Origin of the sequence: Rhodohalobacter sulfatireducens (genome assembly GCF_022012475.1) — a bacterium.
Lineage (GTDB): Bacteria > Bacteroidota > Rhodothermia > Balneolales > Balneolaceae > Rhodohalobacter > Rhodohalobacter sulfatireducens.
On the sequence record NZ_JAKLWS010000019.1, the window covers coordinates 14,194 to 36,779 of the forward strand.

Genomic DNA, 22,586 nt, shown 5'->3' on the forward strand with positions numbered 1-22,586 from the left:
AATACAGTTAACAAAGATACGAAAAGGAACCATTTTTTTATAAATTGATTATGAAGATGTTGATGAATTTTTGTGATATGAATTGAACGATTCCTCTCTTACAAAACTATCATTCTCGGCTCATTTGAGCCTCCTGCCCCTACTCATTGACAAAGTAAAACAAATATTTCTCATCGTATTGAATCTCAAATTTTCTCAACAAAGAGATCTACTCCTGTTTAAATGTTCTATTTTTATGATGATCTTCCTGATTCAAAACATATTTACAAACCCGGTCTCTATGAGAATGTGAATATGAAAAACCACCATATCCCTGTTGCCATTTGAATTTGTCCCTTAACCATTTTTAATGATTGATGAATTCATTGCTTTCAACTTTGATCTCTTTGACAAAATCAGAAATCAACATGCTTCCGGATTTAAATCCAACAAATAGATGTGAATGATCAGGCATTCAATGAACGGCCAGCATCTTTGCTTCCCGATTCCGAACTAAGCCTGTCATATATCTGTGCACTTCTTCTTTGTATCTTTCGGGATGAGACTTCTCCGGTTTCGAACAGAAAATACGAATTGCAGGTATATTTGTGAAAATGTGTTGGGTATTTCCTTGTCTTCTTTTTAGGAGGCTCCTAAGGAGCTATCAAGAAAATTTCATTTCTATAAACAGGAAGCTCCATCGGAGCTTTTTAATATTTAAAACATGTCTATATATGTTGGAGCCAAAAAATTCAAAATCCTTACAAAAGATTCGAACTTATGCTATTTTGAGTGCCTCCAAGCCTATAATTATTTAGTTGAAAAGCAATAATCAAACAGACTTCGTAGGAGTTGCCTATTTATAAAAACTCTGTTAGGCAGAAACCCGAACGGCTCCATAGGAGCCTCCTGCGATTCTTCTATCGTTGAAACCTAAAAGTGAACCTCTATTGAATGAGAGTTCCAAATCATTTGTTATTTTGTTTCTATGAAAGAGAAAAAGATCGAATTACAACCCCAAAAGAGCCACAATTTTTGGTGGTATGTTGTTGGGGTTCTTCTGATCCCCCTCCTTGCCGGAATCTATCTACTATACAAAAAGGTCAAAGAACTTTCGGAAATACACTATAAAATAACTGATAAAACTATTACATCAGTCTCCTCTTCTTTCACTGAATCCGTTGATATTGCAAATATTAACGATGTGAAAATAGATCAAAGATGGATTGACAAACAGTTTGGCATCGGGAACTTACAGCTCATCACAAATACACGAAAGGTAGATCTGATTGGGCTGGAAAACCCCAAAAACATGGCCGATTTGATCATGAAAGCGGCTGAGGCTGAACGTTATAAAATAGAGCAACAACAGAAAAAAGAGAGAGTTGAAACAAAATCATCACCCGGCAGCCTTGATAAATTGGACTACCTCACCGGTCTTTGGCAACAAGGTTTGATTTCTAATGATGATTATTTGCGGGAAAAGAAGCATTTTGAGGAGTAGCTGAAGTCTCATCAGTGTAATCCTAAAATAACCTTCAATTTCCATGAATTTCGTACACCTCACCAGTTGTGCATTATTATTCGTCATCTTTTCTTTATTCATTTTTGATTCATCTCTTGCTCAAACCGACGCGAATCAACCCGTAAAAAGCACACAAATTCTTCAAACCCAATCCACCTGGAACGGAGCAGATCTATCTTATTCGGTTTCAGGAGAAGAAGAAATAACGGCTTTGAAAATTGAATTTGCTCCCGGAGCTGAAACAGCGTGGCATCGTCACCCGGTTGCATCATTGGCCTACATCATAAGTGGAGAGTTGGAAGTCATTTTAAAGGATAGTAAGGAATCAAAAATTTTCAGAAAGGGAGATGCATTTTCCGAGGTGATCAATACCTGGCACTATGGGAAAAATATTGGAGATGAGCCGGTCGAGCTTATTGTTTTTTATGTTGGTGAGAAAGGCATCCAGTTAACAGAACTCCTCTCAGAGCCTGAAATAAAATAAAAGAGAAAAGGGTGAGTTCGTTGAATCTCACCCTTTCAAAAATCAACACATTTAACGATTGGCAATTTTATGGTCTACCGAATAATTGCCATTTCCAATAAAGAAAAGTGCAAGACTTGCCAGTAAAAGCATAAGTTCCAATCTCAATCCACTAAATCCATCCGGTAGTTTAACCATAAATATTGCTACCAACATTGTAAACGCGAGCAGCAGGTAAGGAATTTTAGTATATGCCCCGAAGAGGACCATAATTCCACCAAAAAATTCAACGAGTGCAACTACCCATGCCATTATTCCGGGCAGTGGAATCCCTACATTTCCAAAGAACCCCTGTACACCTTCGATTCCTGTTAATTTTCCCCAACCGGCTACAATAAAAATTACACCAACTCCTATCCGAAGAAGAAGGATTGCTAAGTCTCCATATTTGTTATCTAAATTTGCCATGGTTTTCCGTTTTTTGAGTTAGATAGACGAACTGTATCACTGCTTGATCTGCTTAGAATTTAATCTCTACAGCTTTAATTACAAATTAAATTCGATATTCCATTGATTATTATTGCAATTCGGGTAGTACTCGTAATTATTTTAACCAATCAACCATTTTAAATCTTCTTTGAATTTGGATTTGTTGAATGCAGAATACTCATTAGATTTATGCTTCTTTATCTAATAAATTGTATGAATTAATTAATCAAATAGATTTGCAAATGAAGACTCTTAAACTCGGGATTGTTGGATCTGGATTTATCGCCAAATTTTTAGCTGTAGCCATGAAGCAGGTTCGGCAGATCGAAATTTCTGCCATCTATAAACGTGGTGGATCTGAGGATCTAGCCAAATACGCTAAAGAGAATGGATTGGGCGACCCAAAGCTATATGATTCAGTATCCGAAATGTGTAATCATTGCGATGCGATTGCCATCTACTCACCTAATTATACGAGAGTGGCCATCATGGAGGAGATTAATAAAGCTGTTAAAAAGGGAGCTGAGTTAAAAGGTGTAATTTGTGAAAAGCCTCTCGGACGAACGATAGCTGAAGCACAAAAAATGGTGGACCTCGCAAGGGATGCAAACCTGAAAACGGCCTATTTTGAAAATCAGTTGCATATGAATGCGGTTAATAAAGCACTCGATCAGCTGGAGCCTCAGCGAAATGCTATGGGTTCTTTTACTCTTGCACGAAGTACCGAAGAGCACGCCGGGCCTCACAACGGATGGTTTTGGGATCCTACCCAGCAGGGTGGCGGAGTATTGTCTGATATGGGATGCCATAGTATTGCTGTATCTCGCCACATTTTAACACCTCCCGGAAAAGATCCGCTGTTCCTCGAACCGGTTGCGGTTCAGTGTGACACTTCCCTTTTGAAATGGGGACAGCCAAAATATCGTGAACAGCTCAAGAAAAAATTCGGGGTTGATTACAGCGAAACTCCGGCAGAAGATTTTGCAACAGGAATTATCACATTCAAAAATCCTGAAACCGGACAACTTGTTAAAGGCCAGTTTACCAACTCATGGATGTACGATAAACAGGGGCTCCGCCTGTGGATGGATGCCATTGGACCCGGCTACGCCATGGAAGTGAATTCCCTCATCTCCCCACTTGAAATTTTTGTTGGAGATGAAGCCGCAGAAGGCGTTGCAGATGCTGAAACCGCTATCGAAAAATCAACCACAACTCGTGGGCTTTTACCCGTTCATCCTGATGAAGCCGGACTTTACGGGTATGACACGGAACAAGAAGATGCCGTGAAAGCATTTATTAATGGCGAAGATGCTTTCCTTGATTGGGAGTTCGGTTTAGAAGTGACAAAACTTGTTCAAGCTGCTTACATGGCCGCTGAAAAGAAACAGACCATCGACCTGACTGAACCGGGTGTTCAAGAAGAGTTGAAAAACTATAAGTCTCTTATTTCACAAGGTAAAGGTTCGGATCTACTCTTTTCTTAAAAATAATTATCAACATTCGTAGTCGGTCTATTGCGAGTGACTCTAACGACCGCGGCAATCTCCTGATTTAATCATGAGTGGAGATTGCCGGTCTCACTCCATTCGCTTGCAATGACTTTTCAAAGCCTTACCTCAAACCTTCAAGAATAGAATTCAGCTCAGCACGATCAAGATAATTACCTCGATATATGACTCCCTGGATATGATCCTGGAATGGGATTGAGTTGAGCGGGTTGGAATCCAGCAGGATTAAATCAGCACGATATCCTTCAGCTACTTTCCCCACGGTATCTTCTTCACCGAGATATCTGCCCACATTAATCGTTCCGGTTTGAAGGGCTTCAAATGGAGTCAATCCGGACTCCTGCATTAATTCAAGTTCCCGGTGAGCAGCAAAACCCGGAGGATTGAATATTTGTGGTGCATCTGCTCCAAGCAGTAACCTGTTACCGTGTTCATACAAAGCAAGAGTCAGTTGCTTACGGATATCCAGATACTCTCTTGCTTGTTCCTCGTTATAGTCAGGTGAATTGCGGGTGGATCGTACAAAATTCGACCAGCCGTTGACAAGGTCATCCGGCAGGTACTCCATACCCGGCCAATCTTGCATCTCCCCTACTGTAAGATCGGGGTTGAACACATTTTCCAACAAAGTATTTGTTGGCACAACCCAGGCATCGGCTTCATTCGTTATTCTTGCCGCTTCATCAATGAATGACAAGTCAACTCGGGGAGTTTCTTCGTATCCAAAGTAGATGACGGATGCACTCTCCTTTTCAGCATCACCGGTTAGAAATTCCATGTATTTATCAAAATGCTCGATGGTTTTCTGTCCGGCTTCCAAAGAATGTTCGAGGCCAATCCCTTCCGAAATGTGTCCGGAAAATTCAATTCCTTGTTCATTTGCTTCATCAGCAAGTCCATTAAAGTTTTCGAGGGTGATACCGGGATGAAGCTTCAGCAAATCATATCCGGCTTCGGCCTGATCTCGAACCATTTGTCGAGTTGTTTCCGGGTCAGTAGCTGAATTGCCATTAAACGACGGACCTGATGTAAAAATCCGTGGACTTAAAAAATCACTATTTTCTGCTTCCTCCCTCAATTCAAGATGAGCCCGATCTCCCAGCATTCCCCGGATTGTGGTCAAACCCTGCGTTAAATAGAGAGCAAGCGTGTTTTCCATGGCTTCTCTTCCCTGTCCGGATGATGGAATATGTGCATGCATCTCTGCAAGTCCCGGCAGCACATAATAATCTCCTTCTATAATCATCGAGTTACTTGCATAATCGGCTTCACTATCCGGTCCGATCCATTGAATCTCTCCATTTTCAATAATGATGGTTTGATTTCCCTGAATTTGATCGTTCTCCATCGTTAAAACCTGGACATCTTTGATCACAAGAGGTTGAGACATTAAGGCCGGCACCACCAAAAAGAAAATGATACCGGCAATCATAAATATTTTTGATTTATTACTCATTGTTTTAGCATTAATTGGAAATTTAGAATATTTAATCAGGAGTTTTCTTCTACTGATTTTGCTTTTTTCGAGAGCTCTCTGACTTTTTTTGCTAGAATACTGCGCTCTTCACTTTTATCATCGGTGGTTCGACCCATTACATATCCATAATGATTGAGCTGATCGATTTCATCACAAATTACTTTTACGATCGCGCCTATCGGGATAAAAAGAATCATTCCGGAAAGCCCCCAAATTTGTGCTCCAACTACAAGCAATAGCAACGTTACGAGTGCATTCATACTCACCTGGCTTCCCACAATTACGGGAGTAATCAGGTTTCCTTCAAACAACTGAATCACATAAAACCCAAGCAGAATAATAAGCGGATAGAACAAGGAATCCATTGTAATCAAGGCATATAAAATGGGTAATATCGACCCGAAAAGCGGACCTATAAACGGTATGATGTTCATCATCCCGGCAAATACCCCGAAAAATATGGCGTGATCAACTCCAATTACTGACAACAAAATTGAATAGAGAACTGACAGAATACCAATTACGATCAACACACCGGTGATGTAATTTTGAACCGTCGATTTTACATTGGCTATAATCGTGGTCACTTTTTTCTCCTGGTTAGAATCACCTTGCCCAAACGCTTTCAGAAGAAATTTTTTCAGAATATCTCTCAGGAGAAGAATCAGGAATACAAAAATCGGAACCAACAATATTGATGTAAGTGTGGATGCCGCACCTCCAATCTGCTGGGTGATTGATCCTACATTTTCCCTCACAAAATTGATCAAAGTTTGAGTTACCTGGTCCAAGCGAATACTCTCAATAGCAAAATAATCTCCCAGAAACTGGTTCACTGTTCCCGTCATTTCGTTCAAACGTTCAACAAACATATCGGCATCTTGAGCAAAATCCGTCATCTGTGAATAGAAAAAGAACAAAATGGTTGAAAAGAAGATAATCCCAAAAAGAATCGCACCGAAGGATGACAAGACTCTTGGTATTTTAAACCGCTCAAGCAATTGGCTCACAGGATGCAACAGAATCGCAAAGAAGATGGAAAACAGTATCGGTACAATAACCGATTTTGCATTAACCATGACATAAACAGTTAAAACAGCTGCCGCTAAACCATAAACATATTTCACATACCAGGTAGTCTCAGAACTCATATCTCTTTTATTCATATTCCCTAAGAAGAAATAACTCTTTGTAAACTGATGGTTAATCTACATTAATTCCTTTTATTGATCTCCACAATATGTAGAAAAAAGTTTACAGTGTGAAAAAGGAACTTGCCAAAATATCCAAACTGAAACCTCATTTTACCAAACCATGAGACAATAAAAAAGCCGGTTCAATTTTTAAAATCGAACCGGCTCATAATTTGTATAACTTTGAAGAGTGTTTAAATATCAGCTCAACGAGATATATTTGACGTTACTCACACCATCTAATTTGTAGATACTGTCGAGTTCTTCATTGTTAAGCTGCCTGTCTACAATTACGGCAGTGATGGCATTTGAACCCTTTCCTTCACGTCCGAGGCTCAACGCACCTATGTTGATATCCTGCTTGGCAAGTGTGCTTGATACTGCTGCCAACATACCAGGCTTATCCAGGTTTTGGTACATCAGGATATCACCTTCAAGACGCAATTCAATTCCAAATCCGTCAATCTCAACGATTCGATAATCACCGGGACCGAATACGGCGGCAGAGATCTGCTTGTATTCAGAGCTGTCACCAAGTTTGATGGTGATCAGATCGTTGTAGTTTTTGTCGTCGCTTTTATTTGTCTCGCTGAGTTTAAAGCCGCGCTCAAGCGCATAATGACGAGCATTAATTAAGTTCACTGATTCACTCACGTATTGGGAAAGCATCCCTTTAAGAATTGCATCGGTCAACACTTCAGAATACTTGGTGCAAATTCCGGTATATTCAAACGAAAAGTTATTGGCATTATCCGGCATGATTTGCCCGGAAACCTTGCCAAGTTTTTCAGCGAGCTCCACATATGGCTGAACTTCATCGTTGGTAAGAAGTGAAATAGACTTACTGTTCAAGCTGCCTTTATAATTTTTATTTTCAAGCGCATCAGAAATTTGCGACGCAATTTGAACGGCCACTTTCTCCTGCGCTTCCTCGGTAGATGCACCCAAGTGTGGCGTACAAATAATGGAGGGATTCTTAAGCGTTTCATATAACTCTTTGGTAGGTGGCTCAGTTGTGTAAACATCCAAAGCAGCGCCGGCTACTATTCCTTTTTCAATCAAAGGAACCAGGTCTTCCTCTTTATAAATTCCACCACGTGCACAGTTTACAAGTCGGATCCCGGGCTTCAATTTATCGGCTACATCAAGAGAGATCATGTTCTTGGTTTTCTCCGTCAGAGGAGTGTGGACGGTCAAAAAGTCCGATCGCCCCAGAAGGTCATCCAATTCAACCAGTTCAACACCAATCTCTTTCGCATGATCTTGAGTGGTAAATGGGTCATAAGCAAGCAGATCCATTCCAAATTGCTTCATTCGAAGAGCTACTTCCGTTCCGATTTTCCCAAGACCTACAATTCCGAGGGTCTTGCTGTGAACTTCAGTTCCCATAAATTTCTTCCGATCCCATCCACCGCTTTTCACGCGATCCACAGATTGGGGGATATTTCGTGCAAGAGCAATGATCATTCCACACGTGTGCTCTGCTGTAGAAATTGTATTTCCATCGGGTGTATTCATCACCAACACACCTTTCGATGTGGCAGCAGGTATGTCAATATTGTCTACGCCCACACCGGCACGGCCAATAATCCTAAGGTTTTCGGCATGACTCAAGAGCTCTTCATCAACAGTGGTGCCACTCCGTAAAACGATGGCTTCGTATTTGCCAATAATTTTTTTTAGTTCATCCAGCTCTATTTTTGGCCGCTGGTCAGCATGAATATTTCGTTCTTTAAAAACCTCGGCGCAAACGGGATCTACGTTATCAAGAAGTAAAACGTTTAGTGACATATTATCTGTTTCGAATATATTTATTTATAGTTGATAAATTCTAAAATGAGTGATTGAAGATCTTTTATCCCCCTGCCTGAATCAGATGAGGTAACAATAATTGGTGCCTCAATATTCATTTTTTCAAGAATTTTTTTTACGGTTTGTTTAGATGCAGCCAATTTATTGCCTGATAGTTTATCTGACTTGGTTAATACCACGCTAAATGGTTTCCGGTTCGAAGCCATCCAGTAAAAAAAATCTTCGTCAAGCCGGGTGGGATCATGTCTGGCGTCCACCAAATGAAGTATCAGGTTTAGTGTTTTTCGCTGATACAGATACTGTTTGATATCCTTCCCCCAACGCTTGCGCTCCTTCTCGGGTACTTTGGCAAATCCAAACCCAGGAAGATCCACAATATAAAACTTTTGATCGATGTTATAGTAATTCATTTGCTGGGTTTTTCCCGGAGTATTACTGGTTCGGGCAAGCCGTTTTCTATTCACCAGTGAATTAATCAGGGAAGATTTTCCAACGTTTGACCGCCCCGCAAAACAGACTTCGGGAAGATCTTCGGGGGGACAATCAGCCAGGGAAGGGGCACTCGTTACGAATGTAGACGTATTAAATGCCATCAAACAATTTCGTTTTCTTCTTTTTCAACACCGAAATTAACCGGAACCGGGTAATCTCCCGTAAAACAGGCCGTACAGTACGAATGATGAGAATCGTTGGCCTCTTTCACAGCACTGACCAAACCTTCAGGTGAGAGGTATCGAAGGCTGTCAACACCAATCTCTTTGGCAATCGCCTCTGTATTCCCATTGAATTTATTGGCAATCAGTTCATCAGGGTCGGGAAAATCCATTCCGTAAAAACAGGGGTGCGTAATGGGCGGAGAGCTCACCAAAAAATGTACTTCTTTTGGGTTTGCTTCCCGAATCATATCCACAAGGTACCTTGAAGTGGTTCCACGTACGATAGAATCGTCTACAATAATAACGGATCTGCCTTCCAATACACCCCGAACCGGGTTAAATTTTGTTCGAACTTTTTGATCTCTTTGTTTTTGTCCCGGTGATATAAAAGTTCTGCCTACATAATGATTTCGGATCAGGCCGATATCGTACTTACAATCGTAGCCGTTTTTTTGGCTTTCATGGGCGTATCCTATAGCAGCGGTGTTACTCGAGTCGGGTACGGAAATAACAATGGGTCGATTCTCTCCACTAACATAGTTGATCACCTGATCCATTGGATGCTCTTTTGCAAGTTGCTTTCCAAGATTGCGGCGAATTTTGTCAACATTCTCCCCAAAAATTTTACTATCCGGGCGAGAAAAATACACATATTCAAAAATACACTGGCTTGAACCGGTTCCGGGTTTGGGTTCTAAATAGAACGATTTAGGCTCGTGGTTTACATCCGCCTCCCGATCGATAATTAAAATCTCACCGGGTTCAATATCACGAATGTACTCAGCTCCAATGATATCGAATGCACAAGTTTCACTGGCTACGGTATATGAGTCATCAATCATTCCAAGAGCAAGTGGACGAAACCCGTTTGGGTCGCGTACAGCTATCAACTGTTCGTCTGTCAAAATCATCAAGCAATATGCCCCCTCAATTTGATTGAGAGCATCAAGCACCTGGTCTACAACGGTTTCTTTTTGGCTGTGTGAGATTAGGTGAAGGATCAACTCAGTATCTGATGTACTTTGAAAAAGAACTCCTTCATCTCTGAAGCGCTCCCTGAGTTCTCTTGCATTCGTCAAGTTTCCATTGTGACCAATAGCGAGATTGCCATTCCTGTAATGAACCCGGAATGGTTGAATATTTGCCGGATTTTTAGAGGATCCGGATGTTGAATATCGATTGTGCCCGATTGCAGAACGGCCAATCAGCTCTTTTTTGAAAACTTTGGAATCGTCAAATACAGATAAGACAAGACCAAAATCTTTGTGCATGGGCATTACATACCGCCCTTTGTTAATATCATAGTAGGATGTAACAATTCCGGCTGATTCTTGCCCGCGGTGTTGCAAAGCATGCAACCCGTAATAGGTGAGGATTGCGGCTTCGGGGTGGTTATAAACTCCAAATATCCCGCAATAGTCGTGGGGTTTATCGGTCATTTTTGGATAGCGATAATCAAAGATTAAATCGTAAAGAGGAAGATATGGAAAAGTGTTTTAAATTACAGACTCTAATTCCTTCTTTTACAAATGGAATTGAACGATTGGCAAGAATCATTAATCTATTTCGTTTATTTTAAACCGTAGCGAATTTTGGTGTCTTATGAATGGTTTAAATAAGCGTGATTATCTGTCTTCAGTAATGTCAGTGTAGCGGTGATTTAAATCATAAAAAATATACCATTAAAATATTCGTAATTTAATTTTATGAATAAAAAAAGAATTATCACCTACACTCAATACCTGTTCCGCTTTATCCTCGGCGGTTTATTGGTATTTGCCGGAATCCTCAAAATGCAGGACAATTCAGCCCTGTTTGAATCAGTAGCCTACATAACTTGGCTGCCACTCGGTTTAAAATCTCTTGTGATTGATCTTCTGCCCTATATTGAAGTAATCATTGGTGGGTTGCTGGCATTCAGCTTGTTTTCAAAATATGTAGATCCGATTGCCACAAGTATCTATCTCGTTTTCTTTATTTTTGCAGTTTATGGGCTCGGTCAGGGCTTGGAAGGGGATTGTGGCTGCTTTGGTGATTTGGGTGAATCTTCGCTCATTGGAAGTTTGCTTAGCAGCCAGTTCGGCTGGAAAATGGTAATCCGCAATGGATTTTTTGTACTGATGGCTGGTCTTCTATTTTGGAGGCCTTCGTATAATAATGGTTAAAAACCATAGTGATACTCCGCGCCCCAGCGGTTCATTATTACCGCCAAGAACACTGAGATCTATTCTAAATTTTATTAGTTATTTCCGGACCTGTCTTCGTATGCCGGACGCTCAGGTTTAGTATATGAATCCGGGTTTTCCTCCATCAATCGAAGTGTCTCTTCAATAGCTCGTTCCAACTGAGGATCCGTACCGTTGGCGAGTTGAGTTGGATCGTCAACCACCTGGATATCCGGTTGAACGCCACCTCCTTCAGGGAACCACTCACCATCAGGATAATACATTCTGAATGTCGGCACTGTCACCTGTCCTCCATCTACTAAAGAGGGTGAACCTGAAATTCCAATTAAGCCGCCCCAGGTCGTTGTACCGATCAGTGGCCCTAAACCGGTTTCCTTGAAATATGCCGGAAACGCATCCCCACCGGAACCGCTCCATCCGTTAATCAGCATCACTTTAGGCCCAAAGTGAGCAACGGGCGACCATTTCCAGTCTTTGCCGTCACGAACAGCCCAATATGCCAATTCGGGACGATTCAATAATTCAATAAACCTGTCGGGAATCTGTCCTCCGCTGTTGAAACGCTCATCAATAATAAGGGCATCTTTTTCGTGCTGTGCCATGAACTGTCGTACTAATTCATTTTGAGCATCAATGCCTGTACTTCTAACATAGATATATCCAACTCGTCCGTCTGTGGCTTCCTCTACCCTTTTTCGATTCGATTCCATCCACGCAAGATGTCGAAGTCTTGTTTCATTGCTCATTGTCTCCACGACAACTTTTCTGGCACCGTCTATGTCAGGCGAATCATTCACAGTTAATTCAACTGTTTTACCGGCCAGTCCCTGGAATGCCGCATAAGGATCTCCATTTGGATCCAACCGCTCTCCGTTCACAGCTAATATGTAGTCACCTTCTGATACCTCTACACCGGGCATATCGAGAGGTGACCGAACTTCATTATCCCATTGGGCACCCTCTATGATATTTTCAACGCGATACGCACCATTTTCAAGTGACCAATCTATTCCAAGTAATCCCACACCGCGCGTTTCGGCACTTTCAACATCTCCACCTCCACGATATGTGTGAGATGCATCCAGCTCTGCAATCATCTCACCGAGCACATAATTAACATCTGTTCGAGTTACGGCATCATCCAGCATTGCTTGATACCTGTCTTTAATTTCATCCCAATCAACCCCGTGCAGGTTTGGATCGTAAAAGAAATCGCGGACAAATCGCCAGGAGTCATCAAAAATTTGCTGCCACTCTATTTGTGGATCAACTGTCATAGAAAGTTCATTGGTTCGAAGCGGTGTTTCCACGGATTGTCCGGGCGCCAGGTCAATAATTCCAAACCGATTACCCGGCTGTGCAACTAGTACCTTGGTATCATCAGCTGATAATTGATATCCAAAAATTCCATCCATTACAGACTGCTCTTCCCGCTCTTCCATATCGAAATAAGCGAGACTGGGTGCCTGGTCACCGGCACCTGTTCGTGGAAGTTTTAAATAAACAACTTTCCCCGAAACTGCGCTTAGGGTTCCATAATTTCCGGCATCCACGGGAAGTTCAACCAAGCGATCTTCAAATCCGTCCAGGTCAATTACTACTTCCTCTGATTCTTCAGATTCTTGCTCGTCATTTTCTCCGTTTGATTCTTCATCCGACTCCTCTTCATCTTCTTCGATTGGAACTTCATCGTTTTTTGGAGCAAGCGGCGAATCAACATCTTCACGAAGCGGGATGGCTGCCACATTGGTTGAATTCGCATAGATCCAGGTGTTGTCCATATTACTGTACTGCGGACTAAATGTCCGGCTCGTCAACAGGTAGAGATAATTGTCATCAGGATCAAAAACCGGATTTCTATCATGATAGTACCCGGAAGTTACCTGGTGACGTTCGCTGTTTTCAGCATCAAACAGGAAAATAGCGTTTTGCCTGTGATCGAGTCCCCTTGAATATGTAACCCATTTACTGTCGGATGACCAATCAGCGCTAAACGTTCGAAGTCCACCTTCGTACATCCAAAGACCTTGATCAATATCCGTAATCTCATCCGTCTCCATGTTGTACATGCGAATTCTCATTGAATTGTCAACAAATACCAGCTTTTCGCTGTCGGGTGACCAGTGCAGGTAGTATTTAAATTTCTCATCCGTTGATGTGAGTGTTTGTTCCTCTCCGCTGCCTGCCTCATCCCGAATTGTTAGCTCATATTCTCCGGATTGATCACTCCAGTAAGCCACATACTTACCATCGGGAGACCAGGCAGGATATCGTTCTGCTACACCCGATGTTTTCGTTAGGTTTAGAATGGGCCCATTTTCTGCCGGGACTGAAAAAATATCACCCCGAGCCTGGAATAGTACTCGTTCTCCTCCAGGGGAGATATAGGCATCCTGGATCATACTGCTTACATCTTCTGTTTGGGACTGAACCGTCAACTGATCCGTAATTACATCCACATTAATTTCTTCATATTCTTCTGATGCAAGATCCATCAAATAGAGCCTGCCGCCGGCTTCGAACGTCATGCTATTTGGTCCGATTGCGGGGAAATGGATATCAAAGTCGGTGAAATTCGTAACTTGTCGTGTGTCGCCAGTCTCATTGTTATAAGCCCAAATATTGTATCTTTGATTTTCTCCCTGATCAGACAAAAAGTAAACAGTTTCACCATTCCACATCGGAAGTTCATCATTCGCAGGATTATCAGTTATGTTTTCCGATTCATACGATTCCAGATCGAATAACCAAATATCCGGTGCCATACCGCCCCGGTACCGTTTCCATGTTCTGTTAGACCTGGTTTTAGGCGTATAAGCGATGGTATTTCCATCAGGCGAAATTGTACCAAATTCACCATACGGAACCGGCAATTTTTCGGCCATACCTCCCTCAGCTGATACTTTGTAGAACTGGCTAAATCGTTGACGTCCGCTTTCTCTTGATGATGCAAAGAGTACAGATTCTCCATCAGGAAACCAATCCAAGACGCGCTCACCCATTGGGTGATGAGTTAGTCTTTTTGGAATTCCGCCTGTGGTTGGCACCACGTAAATATCGGTGTTGCCATCATAATTAGCGTTGAATGCAATCATAGAACCATCCGGAGAAAATCGCGGGAAAGATTCCGGTCCTTCAGCTGAGGTCAGCCGATTTGCAACACCCCCCTGTTTCGAAACGATCCAGATATCATCAGCGTAAGAAAAGGTGACATGAGTTTCGGATACATCCGGTTGCCGAAGCATGCGAGCATCGATTTGTGCCACGGCTTCTTGAATACTAAAAATTGTTGCTGCTGCAAGTAAACATAGAGAGAGAATTATATTCTTCATACGTTCGCGTCTTTTGATTAATCTGATTTCTTAATATTTAATAATTTTATAATGTTGTTATGAATTTTCGCTGGATTCTTGTTGGTTTTGGAGCAAGACATCCACAGGCTTTAACTCAACTGTTGTAGAGACGTTAGAGCTCACTGTAAAGTTCTGATCGATTAACATTTTCCTGCAACTATTCATTGCATGTGTTCTAACTACCGACAGATCAGCCTCTTGATTTTTAGCTTTAATCCAGAAAAACACCTGGATATTCACAAAACTGGAATCAAAACCCTGGATTTGAACAGAGGCTTCCGGTGTTGACAAAACACCCTTTGTGGCCTTTGTAGTTTCAAGAAGAAGGTCAGCTGCTTTTTGCGAATCATCTGCATAGTCTATCCCAACAACAAAATTACCACGCCTTAGTCCGTCAAGGGTATAGTTATGCAGAGGCCGGGTAAAAAGTTGTGCACTCGGCACAAAAACATCACAGCCTTCCGAAGTTCTTATATGTGTATGGCGCAATTGAATGCCTTTCACCTGGCCCCTGATCCCTTCCGTTTCAATTACATCATCGGTCGTAAATGGCCTGCTGAATGCCAGGAAAAAACCGGCCAGAAAATTCTCTCCAATATCTTTAAAGGCAAACCCGAGCATTACAGCCGTGAGACCCCCACCGGCTAAAAGACTTGCGGCCAGCGTCTGGTATCCAATCAGGTTCAGAAAAACCACAAAAGCTACAAAAACCCCAATAATCCGAATCAGTTTTCCAAAATAGTCGTGGTAGGTGTCTGGAATGGAACTTTTCTTTAGGAAACTCACTGTACCCTTAGCAACCCATTTACCAATCGTGTAAACAATAATCGCTATAATTATGGCTATAATAAGTCTTGGCAGAAAAACAATGAGGCGTTCATACTCATAAAGAAGAGCTTCTTGTATTGATTCAAACATTACATATCTATTTATTATAACAATATTGAGATTATAAACAGTATCTTCTGCTTTAGTGTTTTAAGAAAACTTCTCTCGCTATCAAAAATAGCTATTATTAAAAAACTTTTACTATTTAAAATAGTGTAGACTGATACTGATAATAGAAATCTACGCAAAATTTCAATCTACTTTAGATACATAAGATAGATGACCTGGGACGAAATTTTTAGCTACATCAATGATATTATAAACTTGACTCTTTTCCAGATTAAGGAAACGCCGGTCACTGTAATGTCCATTTTTATATTTCTCATTCTCATCACCGGTTTTATTGTCCTTGGTGTAATAGTCCGAAGAACAATAAATCGCAAAATTCTTAGACGATTTAAGATTGATGAGGGTACTACCTATACACTTTCACGAATTTCTCAATACACAATAATTACGATTGGTGCCCTGATCTCTTTTCAATTTGTAGGAATCGATCTGAGTGGATTGGCTGTGATATTTGGCTTGTTATCCGTTGGTATTGGGTTTGGTCTTCAAAATGTAACTTCAAACTTTATTTCCGGGTTGATTATACTATTTGAACGCCCTATTACCGTTGGCGACCGTGTAACGGTCAATAATATTGAAGGAGATGTAACCGAGATAAATATCCGATCTACTAAAGTTCGAACAGTAAATAACATCTCCATTATTGTTCCCAATTCAGAATTTGTATCTAAAGATGTGATCAACTATTCACATGGAGACCCAACCTATCGGCTGGATATCGATGTGGGGGTGTCATACGGTTCTGATCTCGATACAGTTTTAAAATCACTTCAGGAGGTAGCAGATGAAAACAAATATGTTCTTTCCGAACCAAAATCTGAGGTACATCTCATTGAATTCGGTGAATCATCCTGGAATATGCAACTTCGGGCATGGATAGGAAACGTAAAAGATTATCCCCGTGTGCGGAATGAGTTAAACAAGGCCGTTGTCCGTAAGTTCAGAAAATACGGTGTTGAGATTCCATTTCCACAGCGTGATCTGCATGTGAAGAGTTCCGTCTCCTTGCCCCATCATGAGGAGGAAAAGACTACAAAAGAATAGGTTTAAAGTCATTTACCAATTTACGGTCCAAAAGGGATCTCCCATTGAGGGGAGACAGAGATTCTCAAACGTTCTTGAGAATCTCAGAGGGGTGTTTATGGTCATGAATGTGATTAACGGAACATCCCCCGAGTTCATTCGCTAAACGCTCATTTCACTTTCCCCCTTCGAAGGGGGATTAATTACTCCCTCATCAACTTCTTGTAATGAATTCTCTCGGGGTGATATCTAGACCCGAGACGTTCCTCTCTATTGTCCTCGTATTCGGAATAGTTTCCTTCAAACCAGTAGGTTTGGCTTTCGCCCTCGAACGCTAAAATGTGGGTAGCAATTCTGTCGAGGAACCACCTGTCGTGAGAAATCACAACCACGCACCCGGCAAAATCGAGCAGGGCTTCTTCAAGTGCTCGAAGTGTGTGCACATCCAGGTCGTTGGTCGGCTCATCAAGCAGTAGAACATTTGCTCCCTCTTTCAACATTTTTGCAAGATGTACACGATTTCGCTCACCACCGGATATTTCGCTGCATTTTTTCTGCTGATCGCTTCCACTGAAATTAAAACGAGCAACGTAGGCTCTGGAGTTCACTTCCCGATTACCCAGCTTAATCAAATCCTGTCCACCTGAGATCTCCTGCCAAATAGATTTATTCGGATCAAGCGGTCGCTTTTGATCGATATATCCCAACTCCACCGTGCTTCCGGTTTCAAATGTTCCGCTGTCGGGCTCCTCTTCACCGGTTATCATTTTGAAAAGCGTTGTTTTACCGGCACCATTCGGGCCAATCACACCCACAATTCCGCCGGGCGGTAGTTTAAAATTCATATCCTCAATCAGCAGCCGGTCTTCATATCCTTTGGATACGTGTTCTGCTTCAATCACTTTATCGCCCAAACGCGGACCGGCGGGGATAAAGATCTCCATATCTTCACGCTTTTTACTTCGTTCTTCAGAAAGTAATTCCTCGTACTTGTTAATACGGGCTTTGCTTTTGGTGCGTCGACCCTTTGGATTCTGACGAATCCATTCCAACTCCTGCTGCAATGTTTTTTGTCGTTTGGATTCCTGCTTCTCTTCTGTTTTCAACCGCTGTTGTTTCTGCTCCAGCCATGAACTGTAATTTCCTTCAAACGGGATGCCTTCACCTCGATCCAGTTCCAAAATCCACCCGGCAACATTGTCTAGGAAATAACGATCGTGGGTTACGGCGATCACGGTTCCTTCATATCGCGCGAGATGTTGTTCCAGCCAGGCCACGGATTCGGCATCCAGGTGGTTGGTCGGCTCATCTAATAGCAATACATCCGGCTTTTTGAGAAGCAAGCGGCATAACGCCACGCGCCGGGCTTCCCCACCTGAAAGAACATCGACTGACGTATCTCCCGGTGGTGTTCGAAGAGCGTCCATCGCCTGTTCCAGTTTGCTGTCGATATCCCATGCGTCGAGGTGATCAATACGGCTTTGAAGTTTCTCCTGTTTTTCTATCAGCTTGTCAAAATCGGCATCGGGATCGCTAAAGGCAGCATTTACTTTTTCATATTCATTGATCAGGTCGATCGTCTCTTGCACACCTTCCTGGACAATCTCTTTCACCGTTTTGGCAGGATCCAGCTTTGGCTCCTGTGGTAACAATCCAAACGTCACACCTTTCTGACGTGAGATATTACCAAGATAATCTTCATCTTCTCCGGCGATGATGTGCAACAGCGTACTTTTACCCGAACCGTTGGCCCCAAGCACACCGATTTTTGCTCCATAGAAAAAGGAAAGGTAGATATCGTTTAATACTTTTTTGTTGGGCTTGTAAACTTTGCTCACCCCAACCATCGAAAAAATTACTTTTTTGTCGCTCACTGATTTATTGATTTTAGAATATTGAACAGATCAAATTTGATAAGGCAGAAAGGTACGGAATGGATTGATTAATTTTGAATGATGAGTTATGAAAATGTTGGATGGATGCATCAAATATTCTGTCATTGCGAACGTAATGAACAGAGTGAATGAAGTGCGGGAATCTCAAATCATAGTTAACGTATGGAGCCGGGCCATCCCCTAGCTGGCGCAAGTTTTCAGCGAAGCGTAACTTGTGCCTTCATAACTTCGCTAAAGACTCGGAAGACAGGGCAAAGAGGGAATTTTTCAAACCTCAATCGGTTCCAATCTCTGTTCAATCATGTCTCGTTTTGATTCAAGAAAATCTGGCAAGAAGAGTTCTTTACCCATTTTTTCATCCCTGGAAGCGACCGATTGATATCCCGGTCCGTCTGTTGCCATTTCGAAGAGAACGCCGCCGGGAGTTTGGAAATAGACCGATTTGAACACGTGGCGATCGATCACATTCGTGGGCGATAATCCTTTGGCAATCACTTGCTGTCTGAACTCTTTCAATTCCTCTTCATCTTTTGTCCGAAAGGCTATATGATGAACGGTTCCGCGGCCTGTTTTGCCGTACTGGGCATCATCCGCTTTTTCGAGAATTACCGAATGCCCTAATTTACTTCCTGTTTCAAATAATGTTTGATTTCCTTCTTCCGAAGTTTTCTCAAATCCTAAAATATCCGTCAGAATCTCAGCTGTTTCTTCTGTTTGAGAAAGCAATAGATTCGCTCCCCAGAATCCACGAATTGCTTTGTCGAGTGGAACATCGGAATCTTTCCAACCCGGCAGATCATTTGATCGATCATCTTCAATAATTTCCAGTTTCAATCCGTCTGGAACTTCAAATGGTAGAACATTTTTACCAAATCGCTCGAATGGGCCACTTGCAGAAATATTGAGAGACTCAAACCGATCTTGCCAGTAGGAAATAGAATCCATCGGTACAGAGAATGAGATCCTTTCTACCTCCCCCGTCCCGGTGTTTGATTTCACAGCTCTTTTCCATGGAAAAAATGTGATACTCGATCCCGGTTCTCCTTCGGCATTTGCATAAAACAGATGATAAGTTCCCGGATCATCCTGGTTCACAGATTTCAATACCATCCTCAGGCCAAGCTTTTTCACATAAAAGTCAGCGTTGATTTGTGCATCACCGGAGATGATAGAGATATGATGAATACCTTTGTTATCGCGTTTCATAATATTGAAGATTTCGAAGTTACTAATTGTTTAACATTAAACTATTTTTGATTTCAGTTCGTTCCTTTCAAGGCAACTCTAAATCTTCTCATAAAAAAAATTCAGGACAGGCAAGAGGGCGTTTTTACTCTGCAATCCTATTCTCGAACTCAAATCAAATAATATTATATTTAGTTTGTTAGAGTATTTGCATTAAAATAAATCTCATTCGTTAACCTGATTACCTTTTGTATGTATTTAAATCGCGCGCTTTTCCTTTTCATACTCTCCTTTTTCCTTTTTGTTTTCAAACCGGCTATTGCCCAACAGGACACATTACAAGTATCGGATTGGTTGATTTTAGGGCCCGCTGAAACCCAACTTCCTTTATATCACGACCAACAAAATATTCAGAATAGTACATTCACAATCTCTGATCTTTTGGATTTTGAGCCCATTGATGTCACCCACTGGCAACCGGAAGAGGGAAACACAGTGTATTGGTCTCAAAACAAAGAATTTGAATGGAAATCTCATCAAACCGAGACTCTTGAATTTGATATAAATGGCGAAAATCCGCATAACTACTGGTCCTCTTTTTACTTATCAGCCGACCAATTTTCGGAAGCAACACTTATCTTGAAAAGCCATCATCCGTTTAAGTTGTTCGTAAATGGATCCGAAAAGGCTAGCAAAACAACGAGCGAAAAGAAAGATGCAGACACCGGTTCACACTCCGAGAAATTGACACTAACGCAAGGCAAACACCAAATTTTGGTTCGTTCTTTATATGATCCCGAAAACAACTCTGATTTTACTCTTTCTGCTTCCATTACTTCCGAGGTACCGCTATCTGTTTCTCTGACTCCCAAACATCCGTTAGATTTAGAGACCTTATCAAACCGGCCTTCTGTGAGTAACCTTGGCATTTCGGCGGATGGGGCTCTTGCAGCGATCCAAATTCACAAACCGGCTCCACCCGACGGCACCGGCGATTCATGGCTCGAAATTCTTGAAACCGAAACGGGTGATCTATATCGCGAGTTCAAAGGAGTTGAGAATTTCGGGAGCCTCGAGTGGGCACCTGGGGGGCTTACGTTTACATATACAGAAACTGATGAAGGGAAAACCACTCTTTGGCTTTCTGACCTGGAGAGCGGATCTCAACAAAAGATTTTAGATGAAGTTGAAAATTTTGGCAGTTACGAATGGTCACCGGATGGTACGTTTATCATCTATTCTGTTTCTGAGCAAGCGGAATCAGATGACTCCGGAGTAGAACTGTTGGGAGATATGGAAGCACGCCGACCCGGTTTTGATACCCGAAATTTTCTGTTCAAACTGAATGTACCTGAGGGAACCTCACAAAGATTAACGGCTGGAAATCTCACAACATCTCTTCTTGATATCAGTCCGGATGGTTCAAAACTTCTTTACTCGCGAAATCATATCGATTATTCGCAAAGGCCTTATAATATCACTGAATATCAACTACTTGATCTCGAAACCCTGGAAACGGATTCGCTTTTCTCTGCGGGATTTGGAGGTAGTGGTCAGTTTTCTCCCGATGGCGAAAGTATTCTCTTTATTGGTGGCCCCTCAATGTTTGGGGATATCGGAATCAACATACCTGAGGAAACCATCCCGAATGATTATGATAACCAGGCATTCTTATATGACATTAATTCTGCCGATGTGAACCCGATCACGCGAGAATTTACACCTTCAATAGACAGCGCGATTTGGGGAGAAAACGATAATACGATCTACTTTCTAACGACGGATCGCTCGTTTAATACCCTCTACAAATACAATCTGAGAAGATCCCAATTCACCAAACTATCTACGAAACCGGATGTTGTTTCTGATGTGGATATATCTTCTGATGAACGCATTGCCGTATATTCCGGTACGGGGGTTTCACAGCCGGTTCAAGTCTTTACACACGATCTGGATCAGGATCAATCGACGTTATTGCGATATCCCGGCGAAGAGCACTTTTCAAATGTAGAGTTTGGTAATCACGAAACGTGGACGTTTACGAACGAACGCGGTGCTGAAATTGATGGTGTGATCTACTATCCGCCGAATTTTGATCCCGACCAAAAATATCCCGTGATCTCGTATTACTATGGCGGGACAGTTCCGGTCAACCGAGCGTTTGGAGGGCGATATCCAAAAGAGCTTTATGCTGCGATGGGATATGTTGTATATGTGATGCAACCGAGCGGTGCCATTGGGTACGGACAGGAGTTCTCCGCACTTCATGTGAATGACTGGGGCAAAATTGTGGCTGGTGAAATTATCTATGGTGTAAACGAATTCCTGAATGAACACGATTTCGCTGACCGGGTTAATGTTGGAGCTATCGGGGCTTCCTATGGCGGATTTATGACCATGCTTCTGATGACCGAAACCGATCTGTTTGCCGCCGCCATAAGTCATGCAGGAATCAGTAATCTTTCAAGTTACTGGGGAGTCGGATATTGGGGATTCCAGTACAATGCTGTTGCTGCCGCGAACTCATTTCCATGGAATCGGGAAGATATCTATGTAGACCAGAGTCCGCTCTATTCGGCTGATCAGGTCACAACTCCTCTCCTGTTCGTAACCGGTGCCGTTGATACAAATGTACCACCCGGGGAAAGTTACCAGATGTACACCGCCCTTAAGCTGCTTGGGAAAGAGACGGCACTTGTTGAAGTAGCCGGACAGGACCACCATATATTGGATTACAACAAATACAAGCTCTGGAAATCAAGTATCATTTCCTGGTTCGATAAATATCTGAAAGATCAGCCCGAATGGTGGAATCACAAATACTCTGAGTAGGCTGAAAAATGAGGGCCACCAATGGTGCAAGTGACGCTGCGCTAAACTCT

The 22,586-nt window shown here is 42.1% G+C and carries 16 protein-coding genes and 1 pseudogene; 6 read left to right on the top strand and 11 right to left on the bottom strand.

Annotated elements, in window-relative coordinates; all coding sequences use genetic code 11:
- Positions 1-139 precede the first annotated feature (139 nt).
- Positions 140-606: pseudogene (locus tag L6773_RS21930) on the bottom strand (IS200/IS605 family transposase).
- A 361-nt stretch (positions 607-967) separates the two neighbouring features.
- Here L6773_RS21930 and L6773_RS13745 point away from each other — a divergent pair.
- Positions 968-1,483, top strand: coding sequence for a PH domain-containing protein (locus L6773_RS13745; RefSeq protein WP_237855010.1), 516 nt, complete (start codon positions 968-970; stop codon positions 1,481-1,483).
- Positions 1,484-1,526: 43 nt separating this feature from the next.
- Complete coding sequence (locus tag L6773_RS13750; protein ID WP_237855011.1) at positions 1,527-1,988, top strand: cupin domain-containing protein; 462 nt, start codon at positions 1,527-1,529, stop codon at positions 1,986-1,988.
- A gap of 51 nt (positions 1,989-2,039) precedes the next feature.
- Here the strand turns inward: L6773_RS13750 and L6773_RS13755 are convergent, their stop codons facing one another.
- On the bottom strand, positions 2,040-2,435 hold the full coding sequence (locus L6773_RS13755) for a DoxX family protein (protein WP_237855012.1): 396 nt from the start codon (positions 2,433-2,435) through the stop codon (positions 2,040-2,042).
- A gap of 263 nt (positions 2,436-2,698) precedes the next feature.
- On the opposite strand from L6773_RS13755, the gene L6773_RS13760 reads away from it, so the two are divergent.
- Entirely contained in the window at positions 2,699-3,943 is a 1,245-nt protein-coding gene (locus L6773_RS13760; RefSeq protein ID WP_237855013.1) for a Gfo/Idh/MocA family protein, read from the top strand.
- 127 nt (positions 3,944-4,070) lie between these two features.
- Here the strand turns inward: L6773_RS13760 and L6773_RS13765 are convergent, their stop codons facing one another.
- The 5 genes from L6773_RS13765 to purF form a co-directional block, all read right to left on the bottom strand.
- A complete protein-coding gene (locus L6773_RS13765; RefSeq protein ID WP_237855014.1) occupies positions 4,071-5,423 on the bottom strand; it encodes an amidohydrolase family protein in 1,353 nt (450 codons plus the stop codon).
- 35 nt (positions 5,424-5,458) lie between these two features.
- Positions 5,459-6,595, bottom strand: a complete 1,137-nt coding sequence (locus tag L6773_RS13770; RefSeq protein ID WP_237855015.1) for an AI-2E family transporter — start codon at positions 6,593-6,595, stop codon at positions 5,459-5,461.
- Between the two features lie 243 nt (positions 6,596-6,838).
- Positions 6,839-8,428 (bottom strand): phosphoglycerate dehydrogenase, encoded by a 1,590-nt coding sequence (gene serA, locus L6773_RS13775; protein WP_237855016.1) that lies wholly within the window; start codon positions 8,426-8,428, stop codon positions 6,839-6,841.
- Positions 8,429-8,448: 20 nt separating this feature from the next.
- Positions 8,449-9,042 (bottom strand): ribosome biogenesis GTP-binding protein YihA/YsxC, encoded by a 594-nt coding sequence (gene yihA / locus L6773_RS13780; protein ID WP_237855017.1) that lies wholly within the window; start codon positions 9,040-9,042, stop codon positions 8,449-8,451.
- On the bottom strand, positions 9,042-10,544 hold the full coding sequence (gene purF / locus L6773_RS13785) for an amidophosphoribosyltransferase (RefSeq protein ID WP_237855018.1): 1,503 nt from the start codon (positions 10,542-10,544) through the stop codon (positions 9,042-9,044). The genes yihA and purF overlap by 1 nt, the downstream gene beginning before the upstream one ends.
- Positions 10,545-10,811: 267 nt before the next feature.
- Here purF and L6773_RS13790 point away from each other — a divergent pair, with 267 nt between their 5' ends.
- Positions 10,812-11,270, top strand: a complete 459-nt coding sequence (locus tag L6773_RS13790) for a MauE/DoxX family redox-associated membrane protein (protein WP_237855019.1) — start codon at positions 10,812-10,814, stop codon at positions 11,268-11,270.
- Between the two features lie 74 nt (positions 11,271-11,344).
- On the opposite strand, the gene L6773_RS13795 is transcribed toward L6773_RS13790, so the two are convergent.
- Together L6773_RS13795 and L6773_RS13800 are read right to left on the bottom strand one after the other, a co-directional pair.
- On the bottom strand, positions 11,345-14,623 hold the full coding sequence (locus tag L6773_RS13795; protein ID WP_237855020.1) for a S41 family peptidase: 3,279 nt from the start codon (positions 14,621-14,623) through the stop codon (positions 11,345-11,347).
- A 57-nt stretch (positions 14,624-14,680) separates the two neighbouring features.
- Entirely contained in the window at positions 14,681-15,562 is an 882-nt protein-coding gene (locus L6773_RS13800) for a mechanosensitive ion channel family protein (RefSeq protein WP_237855021.1), read from the bottom strand.
- A gap of 189 nt (positions 15,563-15,751) precedes the next feature.
- On the opposite strand from L6773_RS13800, the gene L6773_RS13805 reads away from it, so the two are divergent.
- The gene (locus tag L6773_RS13805) at positions 15,752-16,645 is read left to right on the top strand and encodes a mechanosensitive ion channel family protein (RefSeq protein ID WP_237855022.1); all 894 of its coding nucleotides are present in this window, start codon (positions 15,752-15,754) and stop codon (positions 16,643-16,645) included.
- A gap of 182 nt (positions 16,646-16,827) precedes the next feature.
- On the opposite strand, the gene ettA is transcribed toward L6773_RS13805, so the two are convergent.
- Both ettA and L6773_RS13815 read right to left on the bottom strand, forming a co-directional pair.
- On the bottom strand, positions 16,828-18,498 hold the full coding sequence (gene ettA / locus L6773_RS13810) for an energy-dependent translational throttle protein EttA (protein WP_237855023.1): 1,671 nt from the start codon (positions 18,496-18,498) through the stop codon (positions 16,828-16,830).
- A 288-nt stretch (positions 18,499-18,786) separates the two neighbouring features.
- Entirely contained in the window at positions 18,787-19,725 is a 939-nt protein-coding gene (locus tag L6773_RS13815; RefSeq protein ID WP_237855024.1) for a VOC family protein, read from the bottom strand.
- Positions 19,726-19,956: 231 nt separating this feature from the next.
- Between L6773_RS13815 and L6773_RS13820 the strand changes: the two genes are divergently transcribed.
- Positions 19,957-22,536 (top strand): S9 family peptidase, encoded by a 2,580-nt coding sequence (locus L6773_RS13820; RefSeq protein ID WP_237855025.1) that lies wholly within the window; start codon positions 19,957-19,959, stop codon positions 22,534-22,536.
- Positions 22,537-22,586: the final 50 nt, after the last annotated feature.

Coding starts and splice junctions, on each gene's coding strand:
- L6773_RS13745 (WP_237855010.1), top strand. CDS start 968: ATGAAAGAGAAAAAGATCGAATTACAACCCCAAAAGAGCCACAATTTT.
- L6773_RS13750 (WP_237855011.1), top strand. CDS start 1,527: ATGAATTTCGTACACCTCACCAGTTGTGCATTATTATTCGTCATCTTT.
- L6773_RS13755 (WP_237855012.1), bottom strand. CDS start 2,435: ATGGCAAATTTAGATAACAAATATGGAGACTTAGCAATCCTTCTTCTT.
- L6773_RS13760 (WP_237855013.1), top strand. CDS start 2,699: ATGAAGACTCTTAAACTCGGGATTGTTGGATCTGGATTTATCGCCAAA.
- L6773_RS13765 (WP_237855014.1), bottom strand. CDS start 5,423: ATGAGTAATAAATCAAAAATATTTATGATTGCCGGTATCATTTTCTTT.
- L6773_RS13770 (WP_237855015.1), bottom strand. CDS start 6,595: ATGAGTTCTGAGACTACCTGGTATGTGAAATATGTTTATGGTTTAGCG.
- serA (WP_237855016.1), bottom strand. CDS start 8,428: ATGTCACTAAACGTTTTACTTCTTGATAACGTAGATCCCGTTTGCGCC.
- yihA (WP_237855017.1), bottom strand. CDS start 9,042: ATGGCATTTAATACGTCTACATTCGTAACGAGTGCCCCTTCCCTGGCT.
- purF (WP_237855018.1), bottom strand. CDS start 10,544: ATGACCGATAAACCCCACGACTATTGCGGGATATTTGGAGTTTATAAC.
- L6773_RS13790 (WP_237855019.1), top strand. CDS start 10,812: ATGAATAAAAAAAGAATTATCACCTACACTCAATACCTGTTCCGCTTT.
- L6773_RS13795 (WP_237855020.1), bottom strand. CDS start 14,623: ATGAAGAATATAATTCTCTCTCTATGTTTACTTGCAGCAGCAACAATT.
- L6773_RS13800 (WP_237855021.1), bottom strand. CDS start 15,562: ATGTTTGAATCAATACAAGAAGCTCTTCTTTATGAGTATGAACGCCTC.
- L6773_RS13805 (WP_237855022.1), top strand. CDS start 15,752: ATGACCTGGGACGAAATTTTTAGCTACATCAATGATATTATAAACTTG.
- L6773_RS13815 (WP_237855024.1), bottom strand. CDS start 19,725: ATGAAACGCGATAACAAAGGTATTCATCATATCTCTATCATCTCCGGT.
- L6773_RS13820 (WP_237855025.1), top strand. CDS start 19,957: ATGTATTTAAATCGCGCGCTTTTCCTTTTCATACTCTCCTTTTTCCTT.